The following is a 19,124-nucleotide window of genomic DNA, read 5'->3' as shown; positions in this document are numbered from 1 at the left end:
AAGGCGGGCGCGCCACCTCATTTGATGGAGGCGGCGAAAAAGTGATCGCCGCCTGATCAAAAAGCTCTCAGACCTCGTGCAGGTAGAGGTGATAATCCAGTTCGCTCACCGTGCGCGCCACGCGCAGGTACTCGGACTGCTTTATCGCCACGAAGGTGCGGTGCAGGTCTTCGCCGAGCGCGCCCTTCAGGAAGCTGGATGCTCGCGCGGCCTCGATGGCGGCGCGCCAGTCGACCGGCATCGTCGTGCGCGTCACCGCTGCCTCATAGCCGTTGCCGGTGGTTTCCGGGCCGGGATCGAGACCTTCGTCGAGACCTTTGATGATGCCGGCGAGCACGGTCGCGGCGATCAGATAGGGGTTGGCGTCGACGCCCGACGGCCGGTGCTCGATGCGCCGGTTCTTCGCGTCGCCGGCCGGCACGCGCAGCGCCACCGAGCGGTTGTTGACGCCCCAGGTCGGCGCCACCGGCGCATAGGATTGCGACACGAAGCGCCGCCAGGAATTGGCATGCGGCGCAAACACCAGCATCGATTCGGCCATCGTCTGGATCAGGCCGCCAAGGCCGCGCAGCAGCGGCAGCGACCAGCTCTCGCCGCCGGCTTCGGCAAAGACGTTTCGGCCCGCTCTGTCCTGCAGCGAGACGTGGAAATGCATGCCCGAGCCGGCATATTTTTCGATTGGCTTGGCCATGAAACAGGCGGTGACGCCGTGTCGGCGCGCCTGTGCCCGCACCAGCCGCTTCAGCATGACCAGGTCGTCTGCCGCCCGCATCACGTCCTTGCGGTAATTCAGCGTCAATTCGTACTGGCCAGGCGCATATTCGGAGATCACCGTCTCGGCCGGAATACCTTGTGCCTTGGCAGCCGCATAGATGTCGGAAAACAGCGGCTCCATGCCGTGCAGGTGATCGACGGAATAGACTTCCGTCTTGCCCGAGACGCGGCCGTCGAGCACGGCGCGCGCCGGCTGCACCTTGCCGTCGGCATCGCGCTCGTTGGCCAGGAGAAAGAATTCCAGCTCGAAGGCGCCGGCGGGATGAAGACCCTTGGCGGCCAGGATCTCCACTTGCCGTGCCAGCGCCAGGCGAGGATCCGACGACATCGGCTGGCCGTCGAGGTGATACATCTCCATCAGCAGCTGGCCGCGTGGCGGGTTCGTGCCGTAGAGCGGCACCAGCGTGCCGGGGATAGGCCAGGCCCTGAGGTCGCCGTCACCGGTCGTCCAGATCAGCCCGGTTTCGTGCACATCCTCGCCGGTGATATCGAGGCCGAGGATCGAGATCGGCATGTGCCGGCCGCCCTCGAAGATGCTTTTCAGCTCATGCCGGCGCACGATCTTGCCGCGGCCGACGCCATTGGCGTCGGTCAGCACGATATCGAACGCCTCGATCTCGGGATGAACCTCGAGGAAGGCTTGCGCCTCGGTGGGCGTCGAGCCCGAAGGTGAGGTCATGATCTGTCCGGCTTTGCTTGGCGCGCCCATGTGTTAGCCGCTTGTCTCATGCCGCAAGCTTTGCCGCAACCGCGCCGAAGGCGGTGATCAGCCGGTTGACCTGAGCAGCGGTAGTCGCCGGCGAGATCAGCATCATGTTGTGGAAGGGCGCGATCAGCACGCCGCGATTGACCAGCGCGACATGGATGGCCGCTTCCAGTTCCGGCGCATGCGCCGTCTCGGCCTCGGCGCCATTCCGCAGCGGGCCGGGCGCACAGATGAACTCGACGCGGGCGCCGACGCGGGCAACATGCCAGGGCAAGCGATAACGGTCGATGACGCCGGTCAGCCCGGCGTCGAGCCGCCGCGCCAGATGGTCCATGCGGGCATAATTGTCTTCGGTCATCACCTCTTCGAGCGTGGCGCGCATCGCCGCAAACTGCAGCGGATTGGCTGAGAGCGTCGTGCCCATGCCGGAATAACCCGGCTCCTTCGCCCTGTTGTAGGCCGCATAGCGCGAGGCGACACCGTCGCTCATGCCCCACACACTGGCGGGCACACCGCCGGCGATCGGCTTGCCCAGCACGAAGAAGTCCGGGTCCAGCCCGTATTTCCTGGTGTAACCGCCCAGGCCTGTCGAGATGGTGTGCGTCTCGTCAATCAGCAGCAGCGTACCGGCTTCGCGCGTCAACCTGCGCAACGCGTCATGGAAGCCCGGATCGGCCAGCACCATGCAGGAATTGGTCAGTACCGGCTCGGCGATGACGCAGGCCACGTCCTTATCCCTAAGCGCGGCCTCCAGAGCGGCAACATCGTTGAACTCGATCACCTTCGCCGTGCGGGTCAGGTCGCGGAATTCGCCCGCCAGTCCTGGCCGGTTGACCGGAACACCATCCACCAGCCGCACCATCGTCTCGTCGACCGAGCCGTGATAGCAGCCGTTGAAGACCAGGATCTTTTCGCGCCCGGTGACGGCGCGGGCGACCCGCAGCGCAAAGCGGTTGGCATCGGTCGCCGTCGTCGCGATCTGCCAGAACGGCAGGCCGAAATGCTGCTGCAGCAGCGGGCCGATGGCGAGTGCGTCTTCGGAGGGTAGCATATAGGTCAGGCCCCGCCCGGCCTGGCGGCGAATGGCGCGCGCCACCGGCGTTGGCGAATGGCCGAACATCGAACCGGTGTCGCCCAGACAGAAATCGTCGAGCCTGATACCGTCGATATCGGTGATGGTGGCGCCCCTGGCTCTGTCGACCAGGATCGGAAACGGCGTCGGCCAGTCGTTCATCCAGTGCATCGGCACGCCGCCGAAGAAGCCGGGCAGGCCATTGCCGACCTTCGCCTGCGATTTCGGCCGCGCCTTGCGGAAGGCTGCCGCCTCGATCTCCAGCAGGTCGGCAATGCGATCGCGATCGATGCCGCCGATGGATGTCCTTGAACTGCCGCTATGCATGAAAACCCCTCTGGTCGTCTCTCATAGCCAATCCATGTCCGCGACCGCAATTGGCCGCGCGTCTATCCTGCATTGGCTCAGCCGCTGGTGGCAACGCTTGACGCTGCTGGCGAAACCAGCGCCAATGAGGGKCAATTGTGGGTGCGGGGGGGAAAAATGCGGACGATCATTTGCGCGACGGGGCTGCTTTTGTCGGCCAGTATGGCCTGCGCCTCAGGTGGCATCTGGTGCAACGTCGACGATGCGGCGGTGGCATTCGAGGTCGGCGCCGGTGTCACCAGAGGCATGGGCGGCCCGACTTTCAACTTTCGCGGCGACCTCGAAATCAAGGCAAGGTCCGCTGACGACCATCTGCGCAAGACCGTGTTCGAGGATGCCAACCTCACCCAGTACTGGCTCGACGACAAGGATCTGCGGCTGAACATCTATCATGAGCACGAGGTGGCCAAGACCTTCAGTTCCGTCGAACTGACGATCCTGACCAAGGCCAGCGATGAAGGTGTCTATGACGGGCAGTACACGCTTGCCGTCTATGACAGCACCGCCGACAAGGACGGCGATGGCAAGACCACCGATCTGACCGGCAAGGTATCCTGCGGCGCCGAGTGATCCCAGACCAGGGTGTGTTGAGATTCAGGTCAGGCCGAGCCGAAAATGATGGCTTTCGAGAACTGGAGCGGAGCGGACGTTCGGGTCCGTGAGCACCGGAAGCGCAGAGAGCTGTCGTTTGCAGGCCGGCCTCACCTGAATTTCAGCACACCTTACGCCGTGATGTCGATGACGCCGCAATCGCCGGCCGCGCTGCCGAAGGCGACGCGGCGCTCTTCCTTGTCCCACATCATCGAGGTTATGGCGCCCTTGCCCGGTCGCCGCAACAGCACTTCCTTGGCATCGGAAAAGCGTACCGCCATCACCATGCCGTCATCATAGCCGACGGCGACGACATCCTGGCTCGGGTGGCAGGCGACCGCCGTCACCATGGCGTTGCCGCGCGTGCCGAGTTCCAGGGGCGCCTTGCCCATCGGGCCGTCCTTGCCTGAAAACGGCCAGACGATCGCCGCCGGTGCACCGGAACTCGCCAGCCACTTGCCTTTCGCGCTCCATGATAGGCTTTTGACCTTACCGGGATAGCCGCTCATACGCATGTGTTTGCCGTCGGCAAGCTTCCAGCCGTGCAGGGCGTTCTCCTGCATCGTGGTGACTAGGAACGCACCGTCGGGCGAGAAGGTGATGCCGGTATGGGCGCCGGCCCATTCGAGCTCCGCCGGCTTGCCTTCGGTGGCCGGGAAATGCAGCGTCGCGCCATTGTAGCGGGCAACACCGAAGCGCATGCCTTTGGGCGAGAACGCCAACCCCTCGACCGAACGCGGATGGGCAAATTCCCTGGTCTTGCCGTCGGCGAAACGCACGAAGGCGTTCTTGCCTGAGGCATAGGCGATGGCGCCCTGCGGTCCGGCGGCGACGCTGGTGATCCATTTTTTCCCGGCTCTCGCCAGTTCCTGGAAGCTGCCGCCCGCGGTGACAGAAAAAATCTTGCCATCCTCGCCGCCGGTGATCAGCCGGTCATTGGTCGCATCGTGGAAGGCGGCGAGCAGCCCGTCATTGGCTTGAATTGTCTTGTGGCCATGGTCGAGCCGATGGACGGCACCATCGGCCAGCGCGAAATGCGGCACGTCGCCGAGGAAGACGGCGGCGACGCAATGGCCTTCGAGATCAAGCGGGGCGACGGTGGGCATGGGCTAGTTCATTTTCCTGCTTTTGGCGAACAGAGGTGAGTAGGTTTCCAGGTAGGCTTCATGCATGACGACGTAGAACCTCGTCCAAAGATCCGAAGTGTCGATGAAGTTGACGATTCGCCGATCGTCATCGTCATCAAAGGAACCCCAGGAAACCACGATATTCTCGCCAGACCGAGTCAACTCGGGAGCAAGGTCACCAAGACGGAAGAAGCGTCCTCTCTCTCGCGAAAAAAGTTGGATGACGTAAGGATAATATTCTATCTCGGTTGCGAAATTGGCGCACAAGTCCGACCTGCGCACTCGCTTTGTCATGAAATTTACCGGGCATCCGGCACGCAGTTTGCCAACAAGTCGTAAGGCTATCGGCCTTTAGACCGATAGCTTCTTTTTCACACTGCCCTGCTTGGCGTCAAGCTGCCGCCTGGCAGGCGTCAAAACTCTTCTTCAGCCGCTCGGCATCGAGTTCGCGGCCGATGAAGACCAGCCGGCTCTCATGCTTCTCGCCGTCCTTCCAGGCGCGCTGGTGATCACCCTCGATGATCATGTGCACGCCCTGGATGACGTAGCGCTCGTCATCGCCCTTGAGCGCGATGATGCCCTTCAGCCGCAGGATGTTGGGGCCTTCCATCTGGGTGATCTTCTCGATCCACGGGAAGAACTTTTTCGGGTCCATCTCGCCGCCGCGCAGCGACACCGACTGCACCGTCACGTCATGGATGTCGGACGGATGCGCGTGATGGTGGTGGTCATGCCCGTTATGGTCATGATCATGATGGTCGTGGTCATGGTCGTGATGGTCGTGATCGTCATGCGCCTCGAGGAAATGCGGATCGTTTTCCAGCGCCCTTGAAAGGTCGAAGGCGCCGCGGTCGAGCACTTCCGTCAAGGCGACGCCGGCGCGCGTCGTGCGATGGATCTTCGCCGCCGGATTGATGGCACGGATCGTCGCTTCGACCTTGGCGAGTTCTTCGGGGGTGACGAGGTCGCTCTTGTTGAGCACGACGACGTCGGCGAAGGCGATCTGGTCCTCGGCTTCCCTGGAATCCTTGAGCCGCAGCGGCAGATGCTTGGCATCGACCAGCGCCACCACCGCGTCGAGCCTGGTCTTGGAGCGCACATCGTCGTCCATGAAGAAGGTCTGCGCCACCGGCACCGGATCGGCGAGGCCGGTGGTCTCGACCACGATGGCGTCGAAACGGCCGGGCCGGCGCATCAGGCCTTCGACGACGCGGATCAGGTCGCCGCGCACTGTGCAGCAGACGCAGCCATTGTTCATCTCGTAGATTTCCTCGTCGGATTCGACGATCAGTTCGTTGTCGATGCCGATTTCGCCGAACTCGTTGACGATGACGGCGTAGCGCTTGCCGTGGTTTTCCGACAGGATGCGGTTGAGCAGCGTCGTCTTGCCGGCGCCGAGATAGCCGGTGAGAACGGTTACGGGGATCTGCGTCTGTGCGTCGCTCATGACTTGCCTCGAAAAATCTGGGCCTTGAAAAAAGCCTCGAAAAGGGATTGTCGGCTCCATATAGGACGTGTGCTGGGCTTTTGCACGAGGCAAACCGATGGGCCAAACCGGCTTGCCGGCATTGCCGAATTTTCATTTGGCGGGAGCCGCCGTCACAGCCTAGATCAGGAGACGGGGGGCCAATTCGAGAGGCACGATATGTCCGGAAAGCCATTCTCCATCTCATTGAGCCGGCGCAAGGCGCTCAGCTTGATCGCGGTGACTGCCGGCGGTGGTGCCTTCCTGCCGGCCGCGGCAATCGCTGCCCAGTCTTCGTCCTATGCCGGACTGACCCTGTTCCAATCCGGCGCCGGCGTTTGTGCCATCACGCCCGAGGTGACCGAAGGGCCGTTCTATTTCGACCCGAAACTCGAACGTGCCGACGTCACTGAAGGCAAAAAGGGCGTTGCCCTCACTGTAAGGCTGCAGGTTGTCGACGCGACCTGCCGGCCGCTTGCCGGCGCCCGCGTCGACATCTGGCATTGCGATGCGCAAGGTGCCYATTCGGGCTACCCGGGACAAGGTGACGGCCGTGATGTCGACACGTCGGGCCAGACGTTCCTGCGTGGCTGGCAGAAGACCGATGCAAGCGGCATCGTTTCCTTCGCCACCATCTATCCCGGCTGGTATCACGGCCGCACCACCCATATCCATTTCAAGGTCTTCCCTGACGAGAATTCGGTGATGACCGGGCAGTTGTTCTTCCCCGACAGCGTCAGCGACCAGATATTCACCACTGTCGCGCCATACAACGACAGGCCCGGCAAGCGTGACACCTCGAACGCCGGCGACGGCATCGCCAGGCAGGCCGGACCGCTGTCGCGGGCCGCACTGCGCCAGGTGGAGGATGCCTATCAAGCACTGATGATCGTGGCAGTGAAGCCCGGCTGAGCGACATTCCCTCACGCATCTGGTCCGCGGCGAAAACTCCGCTCGCGAAAAGTCGTTTGTCATCTAACTGAAATAAACATCTGGCATTAGCCACGGCGGACACCGCAATGCTTGCCGGCAAAGCTGTTTGGAGCGCCGGAATCTTTTTGATTGTCGATTGCCAACCGGCCGGCTGAGTCTATGCTGACCGCACCGGTACGGCCGAAGAGGGATGACCATGGCCAAGGCGGACAAGACTGCAACAATGAGCCGGCTGCATTCGGCGGCAAGGCTAGCAAGAACCGCGCTCGCGGCGCGGCTTCTGGCACACGGCTTCTATGCTGGCCAGGACCAGATCATGCTGGCGCTCGACCGTGAAGACGGCCAGACGCCGGGCAATCTCGCTGGACGCCTCGGCGTGCGCCCGCCAACCATCACCAAGACCATCAACCGCCTGCAGGCGCAGGGCTTTCTGGAAAAGCGCGCCTCCTCGGCCGATGCTCGCCAAGCCCATATTTTCCTTACCGACACCGGTCGCGACATCATCCACGCCATCGAGAAATCGGTGAAGAAGACCGAAAAGCAGGCGTTGAAGGGCCTCGACAAGAAGGACCAGAAGGCACTGTTCAAGCTGCTTGCCCGTATCGAGGCCAACCTCTCGAATGAGGAATTGGTGTTGATCGACGACGACGCCGAGACGGACGACTGATCGCCTGGTCCCGGCGTAAAAATCAAGCCGCCTCCGTTGCAGCGCCTTGGATCAGCGATGACCAGCGCCCCGGCGTCATGCCATACGCCTTCTTGAATTGCCTGATGAAATGGCTTTGGTCGCTGAAGCCGGCCTCGATGGCGATCTGCGCCAAGGGCTCGCCGGCGGCGATCATCCGCCGTGCGCTCTGAAGCCGGCGCATCACCAGGAAGCGATGCGGGCTGGTGCAGAAGGCGGCCCGGAAATGCCGTGACAAGGCATAGCGGTCGAGCCCGGTGATCGCCTCCAGTTCGCCCGAGCTGACGGGGCGGCCGAAATTCTCCGTGAGATAGTCGCGGGCCAGCGTAGCCGCCCGCCATGCCGTCCTGGCAATCGGCTTCGCCGGCTGGCCGGCATGCCGGGCCAGGCTTTGCATCAACTGGGTGAGGAAGTCGGCAACGAACAGCTCGTCAAGTTCCTCCTCCAGCGGCCCCAGCGCCGAAAGCAGCGTCGTGCAGAAGCTATCGTCCGTCAGCACGCCGTCCCTGACAAAGGGCAAAGACGCGCCGCCAAGGCAGTCGAGCATCAGCGACGGTTCCAGATAGAGCATCCTGTAGCGCAATCCGTCCTCGGTGCCAGCACCACCGTCATGCAATTCGTCGGGATGCAGCACGATGATCTGGCCAGGCAGGCTGTGGCGCGTCGCGCCGAGGTAGCGAAACCGCTGCACGCCATGCAGCGTCACCCCGATCGCATAGGTGTCGTGGCGATGCAGGTCGAAGGCGCTGCCATGGAACCGCGCCTCGATCCGCTCCATGCCGGCCGGATCGGAGGCGGAGATGATGCAGTTCTCCGCCGCGTCAACGCACAAACGTCCAAGACCCTCGAATGCCCTGCTGTTTAGATCGTGCGACATCTTCTCCTTCAGCCTCGCATTGGGGCACAAGCTCGAATGGTCAATGTCTCATGTTCGATACGAAATTTGCAATCGTGCTCAGGCAGGATCTGCCGGTCTGGCAGAAACTCAACGTCACCGCCTTCCTGACCAGCGGCATCGTTGCCCAATTCCCGGACATCATCGGCGAACCCTACCGCGACCACGCCGGCAATCTCTACAATCCACTGTCGATCCAGCCGGTCATCGTGCTGTCGGCCGACCAGGCGACGCTGGGCACAATCCACCGGCGCACGCTAGAGCGTGGCGTGACGACCTCGCTCTATGTCGAGGAGATGTTCGCGACCGGCCACGACACGGCCAACCGTGCAGTCTTTGCCGAATTCGCACCTGAAGAAGCCAGGGTGGTCGGTATGGCGCTTCGCGCCGAGAAGAAGGTGGTCGACAAGATCACCAAGGGCGCCCGCATGCACGACTAGGGTGCGCTGAATATGCCGGCCTGATCGGGGTTTCGACGCACCTTCGCTCCAAAAGACTAAGCCTGCCGGGCGCTGTTGTTGTGCCAGCCGGCTTTGGCGTGGTGGCAGCCGACAATTGGCTTGCCGGCAAGCGGCATTTCCCGCAAAGGTGGGCTCCAGCCCAGCTTCCCATCCGGCCTGCAAGTGAGTGCTCCCCAAAGACATCCAGAAAGCGCAACGCCCCCGGTGGCGATCCTCTGCATGCTTTCCACCTACATCTTCTTCACCTTCCTCGACACCAGCAGCAAATATCTCGTCCTGGCCGGCGTATCCGTACTGGTCGTCGCCTGGGTGCGCTTTGCCGTGCATGTGGTGCTGGTCGGCACGCTTTTGCGCAGCTGGCGCCAACCGGTACGGTTTCGCCCGGTCAACCTGCCGGCCCATGTTCTGCGCGGTCTGTTCCTGTTCGGATCGACCATGTTCAACATCCTGGCGCTACGGTCCCTGCAACTGGCCGAAACCACCTCGATCTATTTCTTCGGGCCGATGGTGATCACCGCACTTGCCGGCCCGCTGCTTGGCGAATGGGCCGGCTGGCGGCGCTGGCTGGCGATCCTGGCTGCTTTCGCCGGGGTTCTGATCATCACCCGGCCAGGTGTCGGCGTTTTCGGCATCGGGCATCTCTTTGCGCTCGGCTCGATGCTGTCGAACTGCTTCTATGTCATCATGACGCGCCGCATGTCGGCGAGCGAGACGTCGGAAAGCCTGATCCTGTTTTCGGCACTGGCGCCGGCGGTGCTGCTTTTGCCCCTGCTGCCGTTTTCGTTTTCCCTGCCGCATGATGGCTGGCACTGGTTCGTCCTGCTCATGCTTGGCGTGTTCGGCGGCGTCGGCCACTGGCTGCTGGTCCAGGCCTACCGGCTTGCGACCACCACCGCATTGGCGCCCTATCCCTATTCGCAGATGGTGTGGATGATCATTTCCGGCTGGATCGTCTTCAAGCAGTTTCCCGACCGTTGGACATTGGTCGGCGCCGCCATCATTGTCGCCAGCGGCCTCTACATCGTTCATCGCGAGCATCGGCTTCGGCTGCAGAGCCGCGCGGCCTCCGATGTCGAAGCGGAGGCGTTGGCAAAAAAACTTTGATTTACTGCCGATCGATGGCATAACCCCGCCTTTAAACTGTTTAATGCATGTGGGAACCGGTTTCGGGACAACGACATGCATAAGGACTGAAGCCGGTCGGGGAGCACAGGTCGCTGGCACAGAAAATCAAGCTTTCGACGATCGCGGATGCGCTCGGCGTCTCCACGGCCACGGTGTCACTGGCGCTGCGCGACAGTCCACTGGTCGCCGGCACCACCCGCGACCGCATCAAGGAACATGCCCGCGCAATCGGCTATATCTACAACCGGCGCGCCGCCAGCCTGCGCACCTCGCGTTCGGGCATTGTCGGCGTCGTCGTCCACGACATCATGAACCCGTTCTTCGCCGAGATCCTGCGCTCGATCGAAAGCGAACTCGACCGCAGCCGCCAGACCTTCATCCTGTCCAACCATTATGACCAGCTCGAGAAGCAGCGCACCTTCATCGATACGCTGCTGCAGTTGGGCGCCGACGGCGTCATCATGTCGCCGGCCATCGGCACGCCGGCTTCCGACATCCTGATGGCCGAGGAGAACGGCCTGCCGGCGGTGCTGATCGCACGCACGGTCGAGGGTGCCGATGTGCCGGTCTTTCGCGGCGACGATGCCTATGGCACCGGGCTCGCCACCAACCATCTGATCTCGCTCGGCCACAAGCGCATCGCCATGATCGGCGGCACCGACCAGACCTCGACCGGCCGCGATCGCTACCAGGGCTATGTCAACGCCATGGAGGCGGCCGGGCTTGAGGTCAGGCCGTCCTGGCGCATCGCCGGCCCGCGCACCAAGCAAGCCGGCTTCGAGGCCGCCGGGCAGTTCCTGGCGCTGAAGGACAAGCCGACGGCCGCCTGCTGCTGGAACGACCTTGTCGCCATCGGCCTGATGAACGGCATCGCCCGTGCCGGCCTGGTGCCGGGCGTCGACATCTCGGTCACCGGCTATGACGATCTCGAAGAGGCGGCGATTGCGACGCCGGCGCTGACCACTGTCTGGAACGGCCAGCGCGAGGTTGGACGCCGCGCAGCCAGCGCGCTGCTGGACAAGTTGAACGGGCAGACGGTGCGGCCGTCGCAGGAACTGATCAAGCCGGAACTGCATGTGCGCCAGTCGACCGGCAAGCCGGTGGAGCGTGCATGACCAAGGCCGAACAATTGCAGACCGTCGCCATTCTGGTGCCGGGCGACTTCAACGATCATGCGGTCAAGCGCATCGACAACACCTTCAACCCGGTCAGGATCGAACGAGCCGATCCGGCGCTGGTCACCGAAGAAATGCGCAGCAACGTGCGTGGCATTGCCTCGTTCGCCGGCATCAATGCGGCGATGATGGATGCATTGCCCAATCTCGAACTCATCGCATCTTTCGGCGTCGGCTATGATTCGGTCGATGTCGGCCATGCGGCTGCCAGAAACATCATGGTCACCAACACGCCCGACGTGTTGACCGAAGAGGTTGCCGACACCACGATCGGGCTGCTGATCAACACCATCCGCGACCTGCCGCGTGCCGAGACCTGGCTGCGTGACGGCAGCTGGCTGCGCAAGGGCAACTATCCCCTGAGCCGGCTGACCTTGCGCGGGCGCCGCGCCGGCATTTTCGGCATGGGCCGCATCGGCCAAGCGATTGCTCGGCGGCTAGAAGCTTTTGGCCTGTCGGTCGCCTACCACAACCGGCGCCGGGTCGAAGGCGTGAGCTACCAGTACCATCCGACGCTGAAGGGCCTTGCCGAAGCGGTCGACACGCTGATTTCGGTAGCGCCCGGCGGCGCCTCGACGGAGAGGGCGGTCAATGCCGAAATCCTGTCGGCGCTGGGCGCCAACGGCGTCTTCGTCAACATCGGCCGCGGCAGCACGGTCGACGAGGCAGCACTGGCGGCAGCGCTCGCCAGTGGCACCATCGCCGCCGCGGGCCTCGATGTCTTCGCCGACGAACCGAACGTGCCCAAGGCGCTGCTCGACGCGCCGAACACATCGCTGTTGCCGCATGTCGGCTCGGCCTCGGACCATACACGGCGCGCAATGGCGGATCTGTGCGTCGACAATCTGGTCTCTTGGTTCGCAGAACGTCGTCCGCTGACGCCGGTGCCGGAGACTGTGAATGTGAAGGCCAAAGCTATTCCAGGAAAAGCGTGAAGCGCCTTTCCGTCCGGACAGGCGGCAGGTTGCCACACTTATTAACGTCCGCTTAACCATCTGAAATCATTCTTCATCCTGTCCGTGTTCGAGGATGAAGAATGATAAAAACGCTTTCCCTCGTGACAGCTGCCGCCGCGCTGTTTGGGAGCTTTCATCTGCTTCACGACGGCGGCGGTGACAGTGCCGCCGATGCGGTCGCGCCATCCAACAGCTACAGGCTGGTGGCCAATGGCGACCAAGGCAACTGCGCGGTCACGCGCGGTGCGTCGGTTTCGGATGACCTGTCGCTGTTGACGATGGGGCCGAACTGCCGCCGGCTCTTGCCCGGTATCGAGCGGGCAAAGTTCTGGCGCCAGGAACAGGAAGGCACGGTCGCCTTCAGCGCCAATGGCGTCGATCCGATCGTCACCTTCGCGGTTGCTGACGGTGACGGCTACGAATCCTATGCGCCGGCCGCACCATTGCTGTCGCTGGCGGCGACAGGTGATTTTAGGGACTGATTATTCCGCTGCGGCGCGCGCACCCGCTTTCGCCACGGCGTGCAGCCGCACGGCATCGCCGAAGGCACGGAAAATCTTGACCGAGTTGCTGTCCGAGTTGACCCAATATTCCGGATGCCATTGCACGCCGACGGCGAAGGCGCGTGAGTCGCGCACCGAAACCGCCTCGACCGTGCCGTCACCGGCGACCGCCTCGATCTGCAGTTTCGAGCCCAGCCGGTCGATCGCCTGGCGGTGCAACGAATTGACCTTGATGTCTCCGGCGCCGAACACGCCGGCTAGGCAGCTGCCCGGCTTGATCGAAATGGTCTGGTGGATGGCGAAGCGCTCATCCTGATTGTCGCTCACCGGCGCGCGGTGGTCGAACGAACCCTCGCGCTCCTGGATCTCGGTGCCCAGCGTGCCACCGAGCGCCACGTTCATTTCCTGGATACCCCGGCAGATGGCGAGCAGCGGTACGCCGCGCTCTATCGCCCTGCGAATCAGCGGCAGCGTGGTGGCGTCGCGCGCCGGGTCGTAGGGCCCATTGGCCTCGCTGGCGTCGCCGTCATAGAGCGAGGGGTGCACATTGGATTTCGACCCGGTGACCATGACCCCGTCGACCGACGAGAGAAGTTCGTCGAAGTCGAGCCTGTCGCCGAACGATGGCACCAGCACCGGAAACACGCCGGCACCGGCAATCGCCGCCTCCAGATATTGCTGCGGGGCGGCATGCCAGGTGTAGTTGTCGAACTGACGTACGTCGGTCGATATGGCGACGAGCGGCTGATGCATTTTGGCTCTGTTTTCCATCTGCAAAGGATGTCCTGCCTCCAAAATAGGCGATCCGCCGCCATTTTTCCATGACAAGTTTCACGTGTCGCATGGGCCACGAAACAGCCTGTTAGACTATAGTTGCAAGGCGGCTGGGCTTCGCCGTCAAATCGGGCCGCCGCGCTGGACTCGACCTCTTGCCTGTGTATTGTTTCGCGCCAACCGACACGGAAGCGAGGATTTTCCGAACGTCGGTCTGTCTGGTCCAAAAGGGAGGAACTTCATGGATCGTCGTTCATTCATTAGCAAGGCTGGTGTTACTGGCGTCGGTGCTGCGGCGGCGGCGGCCACGCTCGCGGCGCCGGCAATAGCCCAGTCCAATCCCAAGGTGACGTGGCGGCTTGCGTCGTCCTTCCCGAAGTCGCTCGACACCATCTATGGCGGCGCTGAGGTGTTCTCCAAAATGCTGTCGGAAGCCACCGATGGCAACTTCCAGGTCCAGGTCTTTGCCGCCGGCGAACTCGTGCCCGGCCTGCAGGCCGCCGACGCCACCACGGCCGGCACGGTCGAGGCCTGCCACACGGTGGCATATTATTACTGGGGCAAGGACCCGACATGGGCGCTCGGTGCGGCGGTTCCCTTTTCGCTCAACGCGCGCGGCATGAACGCCTGGCACTACCATGGCGGCGGCATCGACCTATTCAACGAGTTTCTCGCCACGCAGGGCCTTTTCGGCCTGCCGGGCGGCAACACCGGCGTGCAGATGGGTGGCTGGTTCCGCAAGGAGATTAACACGGTTGCCGATCTGTCCGGCCTCAAGATGCGCATCGGCGGCTTTGCCGGCAAGGTGGTGCAGAAGCTCGGCGTCGTGCCGCAGCAGATCGCCGGCGGCGACATCTATCCGGCGCTGGAAAAAGGCACCATCGACGCCGCCGAATGGGTCGGCCCGTATGACGACGAGAAGCTCGGCTTCTACAAGGTCGCGCCCTACTACTACTATCCCGGTTGGTGGGAAGGCGGTCCGACCGTCCACCTGATGTTCAACAAGGCGAAATACGACGAGCTTTCGCCGGCTTACAAGTCACTGCTGCGCACCGCCGCCCAGGCTGCCGATGCCAACATGCTGCAGAAGTACGATTATCTGAACCCGGCAGCGGTGAAGCGGCTGGTGGCCGGTGGTGCGAAGCTGCGCCCATTCAGCCAGGACATCATGGCCGCCTGCTTCGAGAAGGCCAACGAGGTCTATGCCGAAATGGAAGCCTCCAACGCGCCGTTCAAGAAGATCTGGGAATCGATCAAGGGCTTTCGCAAGGAGCACTATCTCTGGGCGCAGGTGGCCGAATACAATTACGACACCTTCATGATGGTCCAGCAGCGCAACGGCAAGCTGTAGGCCCTGCAAACGACTCCAGTGCATTCATTCAAGGACCCCGGGCCCGTTCGCCCGGGGTCTTTCTTTCAGGCTGGCGAGGAACTCACCTCGATCAGTATTCCGCCTGRCGCAAGGCAGTAGAAGGTGGTCGAATTGACGCCGCCTCGCGTCAGCTCCTGGACTTCGCCAGGCGCGAGGCCCGCATCGGCAAGCTCGGCCTGCTTTGCGTGCACAGTGTCCGGTTTGCCGACGAAGAAGCCGACGTGAAAACCATCGGGATAGCTGGCTGCCTGTCCCTTGCCTGGTGTCATCAGGTTGAGGGAAAAACCGTCGGTGCCGCGTAGAACCGCGAAGGCATCCTTGCCGCGCATGGCGACAAGCTCGAAGCCGAAATGGCTGGTGAAGAAGCCGGCAAGAGCCGCGACTTCGGTGGCAATGAGATTGGCATGGTTCAGTTTCATGGTTCTTTGTCCTGTCGTTGATTGAAGCGCGGACAGGCGTGGCTGCAGACTGTGAACCGGCGGGCCGTGGCATCAGGAAATCCGGACATGACCCAACCGGCTCGCGGGCTTTGGCCTCGCTTGCCGGCCGTGGGTTCTCCCGCAAATCATGCGGTGAACAGGCCTCCGTTCAACAACGGAAGAGACCGGACTACCGAACCGGTCATGTCTTTTTCGGCGCGCACCCAATAACCGATCGATGGGTTGCCGGCAAGCGCGCACGGCCAAGCCGCAGCCGCTCAGCCAGCGTGCGGCACCACCAGCACCTTGACCTCGCCGGGCGCCGGCGGATTGGCGATCACCGCTGCCGCGTTTTCGAGCGTCACCTGCCTGGAGATCAGCCGGTCGATCTCGACTGTGCCCGATGCAATGAGTTCGGCGGCGCGGCGATGGGTGTAGGGATTGAGGAAGGAGCCGAGCACTTTCAATTCCCGGAACAGCAGGTCGAAGGGCTCGAATTCCGCTTTCATGCCTTGCGGCGTCACGCCGACGATGACCACCGTGCCGCCGGCGCGGGCCAGCCGCATCGACTGCTCGACGGTCTCCCGCACGCCCGCGCATTCGAAGACGACGTCGACACCGCCTGGCGCCAGGCCCGTTGGTCCGGCGACGGCATTGATGACATCGGCGGCGGTCGGATCGACCGTCGCCGTGGCCCCGAGATCTTCGGCGAGCGCGCGCCGCGAGGCCTGCCTGGTCGACAAGATGATGGTCGTGGCCCCGGCCAGGCGCGCCAGCTGCACGGTGAGCAGGCCGATCACGCCGCCGCCAAGCACGGCCACCGAGCTGCCTGGCCTGATCTCGGCCAGGTCCACGCCATGCAGGCAACAGCCGAGCGGTTCGCAGAAGGCACCATGCGTCGGCTTCAGGTCGGCAGGCAGGATGAAGGCCTGCTTCTGCGGCAAGGCAAGGTATTCGGCAAAGCCGCCATCGCGATGAATGCCGATGGCACGCAGGTTGCTGCAGAGGTTGACCCGCCCTGCATGACAGTGCGCGCAACGCCCGCAGGCGATGTTGGGGTCGCCGGTGACGCGGTCGCCAACGGCAAAGCCGGATACGGATTTTCCGAGTGCCTCGACGATGCCGGAGAATTCATGCCCGGGCGTCACCGGCGGCGTGCACGGGAATTCGCCGTGGAACAGATGCCGGTCCGTGCCGCAGACGCCGCAGGCTTCAACGCGCACCAGAAGCTCATCCGGCCCGATGTCGGGCTTGTCGACCTCGCGCAGCGTGATGCTGCCCACCGCTTCCAGCCGCACCGCTTTCATGATCCTGGCCATGCCGGGTTCAGTTGAAGCTTGGCGGTTGCGACAGGTCCGGCTGCGGTGCCGCCGGTTTGGCCGGCGGCGTGTCGCCGAAATTCGGTGGTTGCGACAGATCAGGGGCGGCAGGAGCGGCCGGCGCCGAGCCGCCGTCGGCCGGCGGTGTGCCAAGCGGCGACAGGCCGGGGACTTCCGGCACCTTGTAGTCGATCGTGCCGGGATCGACCACCGTGCCCTTGTAATGCATCACCATCTGCGGGAAGGCGATGGTCAGCCCGATCATGATCACCTGGATGCAGACGAAGGGCACCGCTCCCCAATAGATCTGCCCGGTGGTGACCGGTGCGATCTGTTTGCCGGTGATGCGGTCGAGATAGGGCACGCGCGCGGCGACCGAGCGCAGGTAGAACAGCGCGAAGCCGAAGGGCGGATGCATGAAGCTGGTCTGCATGTTGACGCCCAGAAGCACGCCGAACCAGATCAGGTCGATGCCGAGCTTGTCTGCGGCCGGCGCCAGCAGCGGCACGATGATGAAGGCGAGTTCGAAGAAGTCGAGGAAGAACGCCAGGAAGAAGACCAGCATGTTGACGCCGATCAGGAAGCCGACTTCGCCGCCCGGCAGCGAGGTCAGCAGGTGCTCGACCCAGATGTGGCCGTTGACGCCGTAGAAGGTGAGCGAGAACACCCGCGCGCCGATCAGGATGAACAGGACGAAGGACGACAGCCGCGTCGTCGAGGTCAGTGCCTGCTTGATCACGTCCAGCGACAGCCGCCCCTTTGCCGCCGCCATGATCAAGGCGCCGACAGAACCCATGGCGCCGCCCTCAGTTGGGGTGGCGATGCCGAGGAAGATGGTGCCGAGCACCAGGAAGATCAGCGCCAGTGGCGGGATCAGCACGATGATCACCTGCTGCGCCAGCCTGGACATCATGTTGAAGTTCAGGCGTTTGTCGGCAATTGCCACGACGTAGATGAAGAGCACGCCGGCGGTGGCGCCGAGAATGTCGGCATTGTCGCCATGCGCCGGCGCGAGATAGCGATACGCTGCGTAGGAAACCGCCAACGTGACCAGCAATGCCGCCAGCAGCGACAGAACGCCGTGGCCGAGCGTGCGGGCCTCCAGCGGCAGCGCCGGCACCGATGCCGGCCGGACGATCGACATGATCAGGATGTAGAGCGCGTAAAGGCCGGTCAGCACCAGGCCCGGGATCAGCGCGCCCGCATACATGTCGCCGACCGAGCGGCCGAGCTGGTCGGCCAGCACGATCAGCACCAGCGACGGCGGGATGATCTGGGCGAGCGTGCCGGATGCCGCGATGACACCGGATGCCAGCCGGCGGTCATAGCCGTAGCGCAGCATGATCGGCAGCGAGATCAGGCCCATGGCGATGACGGACGCCGCCACCACACCGGTGGTTGCCGCCAGCAGTGCACCGACGAAGATCACCGCATAGGCAAGTCCGCCGCGGATCGGTCCGAACAGCTGGCCGATCGTGTCGAGCAGGTCTTCGGCCATGCCCGATCGCTCGAGCACGATGCCCATGAAGGTGAAGAACGGAATGGCAAGCAGCGTGTCGTTCGACATCACCCGGCTGCCGTAGAAATTATCCGGCAGGGCGTGCAGAAGCGGCCAGGCGAGATTGATCGATCCACCGGAATAGGGCGAGAGAAGCACGCCGATGAAGAAGAACATCAAGCCGTTGGCGGCCAGCGAAAACGCGACGGGGTAGCCGATCAGCAGGAAGATGATCAGCGAGGCGAACATGATCGGCGCCATGTTCTGGGCGATCAACTCCATCATGAGCGCACCCCGTCGGCCAGCGCCTTGGCTTCGAGTTCGGCCTGCTCATGTGCCGATATGAACGGATTGGGGTCGTCCATATCGCCGCGCATGATGGCGATCTTCTTGATGATCTCGGAGATGCCCTGCAGAGCGAGTAGGAAAAAGCCGACCAGCAGGATGGCCTTGGCCGGCCAGATGATCAGTCCGCCGGAATTGTTGGACATCTCGCCGCTGCGAAACGACAGCGACACATAGGGAACGAAATAGATCACCATCAGCGTCACGAATGGCATCAGGAAGAGGATGTGGCCGAGCAGGTCGATCCAGTGCTGCACGCGGCGCGAAAACATGCCGTAGACGATGTCGATGCGGATATGTTCGTTCTGCTTCAGCGTATAGGCGGCAGCCAGCATGAAGGCGGCGCCGAACAGATACCACTGCAGCTCCAGCCAGGCATTCGAGGATATGTCGAAGATCTTGCGGATGATGGCGTTGGCGGCGCTGACCAGGATCGCCAGCAGAATTAGCCACGACACCCATTTGCCGATGAATTCGTTCGCGCGATCAATGGTCCTGGATAGAGCGAGAAGCCCTGCCATGCATTCCTCCCAGTGCCGGAGGCGTGCCGGCTTCCCCCTCAG

At 63.1% G+C, this 19,124-nt stretch carries 20 protein-coding genes; 10 read left to right on the top strand and 10 right to left on the bottom strand.

The window, feature by feature from the left end; genetic code table 11:
• Positions 1–67 precede the first annotated feature (67 nt).
• Together AC1D0I_RS06215 and AC1D0I_RS06210 are read right to left on the bottom strand one after the other, a co-directional pair.
• Positions 68–1,453 carry a glutamine synthetase family protein gene (locus AC1D0I_RS06215; RefSeq protein WP_095084312.1) on the bottom strand — a complete coding sequence of 462 codons (1,386 nt, stop codon included), beginning with the start codon at positions 1,451–1,453 and terminating at the stop codon, positions 68–70.
• Positions 1,454–1,499: 46 nt separating this feature from the next.
• Positions 1,500–2,879 (bottom strand): aspartate aminotransferase family protein, encoded by a 1,380-nt coding sequence (locus AC1D0I_RS06210; RefSeq protein WP_477393731.1) that lies wholly within the window; start codon positions 2,877–2,879, stop codon positions 1,500–1,502.
• A gap of 156 nt (positions 2,880–3,035) precedes the next feature.
• Between AC1D0I_RS06210 and AC1D0I_RS06205 the strand changes: the two genes are divergently transcribed.
• On the top strand, positions 3,036–3,488 hold the full coding sequence (locus AC1D0I_RS06205; protein ID WP_477393729.1) for a hypothetical protein: 453 nt from the start codon (positions 3,036–3,038) through the stop codon (positions 3,486–3,488).
• A 152-nt stretch (positions 3,489–3,640) separates the two neighbouring features.
• On the opposite strand, the gene AC1D0I_RS06200 is transcribed toward AC1D0I_RS06205, so the two are convergent.
• Positions 3,641–4,615 (bottom strand): WD40 repeat domain-containing protein, encoded by a 975-nt coding sequence (locus tag AC1D0I_RS06200; RefSeq protein WP_477393728.1) that lies wholly within the window; start codon positions 4,613–4,615, stop codon positions 3,641–3,643.
• Between the two features lie 60 nt (positions 4,616–4,675).
• Here AC1D0I_RS06200 and AC1D0I_RS06195 point away from each other — a divergent pair, with 60 nt between their 5' ends.
• Positions 4,676–4,975, top strand: coding sequence for a hypothetical protein (locus AC1D0I_RS06195; protein ID WP_477302391.1), 300 nt, complete (start codon positions 4,676–4,678; stop codon positions 4,973–4,975).
• A 52-nt stretch (positions 4,976–5,027) separates the two neighbouring features.
• Here AC1D0I_RS06195 and AC1D0I_RS06190 read toward each other — a convergent pair whose 3' ends face one another.
• Positions 5,028–6,083 (bottom strand): CobW family GTP-binding protein, encoded by a 1,056-nt coding sequence (locus tag AC1D0I_RS06190; RefSeq protein ID WP_477393726.1) that lies wholly within the window; start codon positions 6,081–6,083, stop codon positions 5,028–5,030.
• 198 nt (positions 6,084–6,281) lie between these two features.
• Here AC1D0I_RS06190 and AC1D0I_RS06185 point away from each other — a divergent pair, with 198 nt between their 5' ends.
• The gene (locus AC1D0I_RS06185; RefSeq protein WP_477393724.1) at positions 6,282–7,013 is read left to right on the top strand and encodes an intradiol ring-cleavage dioxygenase; all 732 of its coding nucleotides are present in this window, start codon (positions 6,282–6,284) and stop codon (positions 7,011–7,013) included.
• A gap of 217 nt (positions 7,014–7,230) precedes the next feature.
• The gene (locus tag AC1D0I_RS06180) at positions 7,231–7,701 is read left to right on the top strand and encodes a MarR family winged helix-turn-helix transcriptional regulator (RefSeq protein ID WP_095084311.1); all 471 of its coding nucleotides are present in this window, start codon (positions 7,231–7,233) and stop codon (positions 7,699–7,701) included.
• Positions 7,702–7,723: 22 nt separating this feature from the next.
• Here the strand turns inward: AC1D0I_RS06180 and AC1D0I_RS06175 are convergent, their stop codons facing one another.
• Positions 7,724–8,596: an AraC family transcriptional regulator gene (locus tag AC1D0I_RS06175; protein WP_477393722.1), complete on the bottom strand. Its 873-nt coding sequence runs from the start codon at positions 8,594–8,596 to the stop codon at positions 7,724–7,726.
• Between the two features lie 50 nt (positions 8,597–8,646).
• Here AC1D0I_RS06175 and AC1D0I_RS06170 point away from each other — a divergent pair, with 50 nt between their 5' ends.
• The 5 genes from AC1D0I_RS06170 to AC1D0I_RS06150 all read left to right on the top strand — a co-directional run bounded on the left by AC1D0I_RS06170 (position 8,647) and on the right by AC1D0I_RS06150 (position 12,813).
• Positions 8,647–9,054 (top strand): DUF2000 family protein, encoded by a 408-nt coding sequence (locus AC1D0I_RS06170; RefSeq protein WP_477393720.1) that lies wholly within the window; start codon positions 8,647–8,649, stop codon positions 9,052–9,054.
• A gap of 240 nt (positions 9,055–9,294) precedes the next feature.
• Positions 9,295–10,179: a DMT family transporter gene (locus tag AC1D0I_RS06165; RefSeq protein WP_167392024.1), complete on the top strand. Its 885-nt coding sequence runs from the start codon at positions 9,295–9,297 to the stop codon at positions 10,177–10,179.
• 113 nt (positions 10,180–10,292) lie between these two features.
• Entirely contained in the window at positions 10,293–11,315 is a 1,023-nt protein-coding gene (locus tag AC1D0I_RS06160) for a LacI family DNA-binding transcriptional regulator (protein ID WP_184873355.1), read from the top strand.
• Positions 11,312–12,310 carry a 2-hydroxyacid dehydrogenase gene (locus tag AC1D0I_RS06155; RefSeq protein WP_477393719.1) on the top strand — a complete coding sequence of 333 codons (999 nt, stop codon included), beginning with the start codon at positions 11,312–11,314 and terminating at the stop codon, positions 12,308–12,310. The genes AC1D0I_RS06160 and AC1D0I_RS06155 overlap by 4 nt, the downstream gene beginning before the upstream one ends.
• A 101-nt stretch (positions 12,311–12,411) precedes the next feature.
• Positions 12,412–12,813 carry a hypothetical protein gene (locus AC1D0I_RS06150; protein ID WP_477393717.1) on the top strand — a complete coding sequence of 134 codons (402 nt, stop codon included), beginning with the start codon at positions 12,412–12,414 and terminating at the stop codon, positions 12,811–12,813.
• Here the strand turns inward: AC1D0I_RS06150 and AC1D0I_RS06145 are convergent, their stop codons facing one another.
• The gene (locus tag AC1D0I_RS06145; protein ID WP_477393715.1) at positions 12,814–13,587 is read right to left on the bottom strand and encodes a gamma-glutamyl-gamma-aminobutyrate hydrolase family protein; all 774 of its coding nucleotides are present in this window, start codon (positions 13,585–13,587) and stop codon (positions 12,814–12,816) included. It abuts the gene before it with no gap.
• Positions 13,588–13,849: 262 nt separating this feature from the next.
• On the opposite strand from AC1D0I_RS06145, the gene AC1D0I_RS06140 reads away from it, so the two are divergent.
• On the top strand, positions 13,850–14,959 hold the full coding sequence (locus AC1D0I_RS06140; RefSeq protein WP_477393713.1) for a TRAP transporter substrate-binding protein: 1,110 nt from the start codon (positions 13,850–13,852) through the stop codon (positions 14,957–14,959).
• 65 nt (positions 14,960–15,024) lie between these two features.
• Here AC1D0I_RS06140 and AC1D0I_RS06135 read toward each other — a convergent pair whose 3' ends face one another.
• From AC1D0I_RS06135 to AC1D0I_RS06120, 4 genes are all read right to left on the bottom strand, one after another.
• On the bottom strand, positions 15,025–15,399 hold the full coding sequence (locus AC1D0I_RS06135; RefSeq protein ID WP_477393711.1) for a VOC family protein: 375 nt from the start codon (positions 15,397–15,399) through the stop codon (positions 15,025–15,027).
• Positions 15,400–15,677: 278 nt separating this feature from the next.
• Positions 15,678–16,706, bottom strand: coding sequence for a zinc-dependent alcohol dehydrogenase family protein (locus AC1D0I_RS06130; RefSeq protein ID WP_477393771.1), 1,029 nt, complete (start codon positions 16,704–16,706; stop codon positions 15,678–15,680).
• Between the two features lie 19 nt (positions 16,707–16,725).
• Positions 16,726–18,501, bottom strand: a complete 1,776-nt coding sequence (locus AC1D0I_RS06125) for a TRAP transporter large permease (RefSeq protein ID WP_477393709.1) — start codon at positions 18,499–18,501, stop codon at positions 16,726–16,728.
• Complete coding sequence (locus tag AC1D0I_RS06120) at positions 18,498–19,082, bottom strand: TRAP transporter small permease subunit (protein ID WP_477225154.1); 585 nt, start codon at positions 19,080–19,082, stop codon at positions 18,498–18,500. The genes AC1D0I_RS06125 and AC1D0I_RS06120 overlap by 4 nt, the downstream gene beginning before the upstream one ends.
• Between the last annotated feature and the right edge of the window lie 42 nt (positions 19,083–19,124).

Source organism: Mesorhizobium sp. P2_D1, from assembly GCF_056404455.1.
This window is presented reverse-complemented; position numbering and strand designations above follow the sequence as displayed.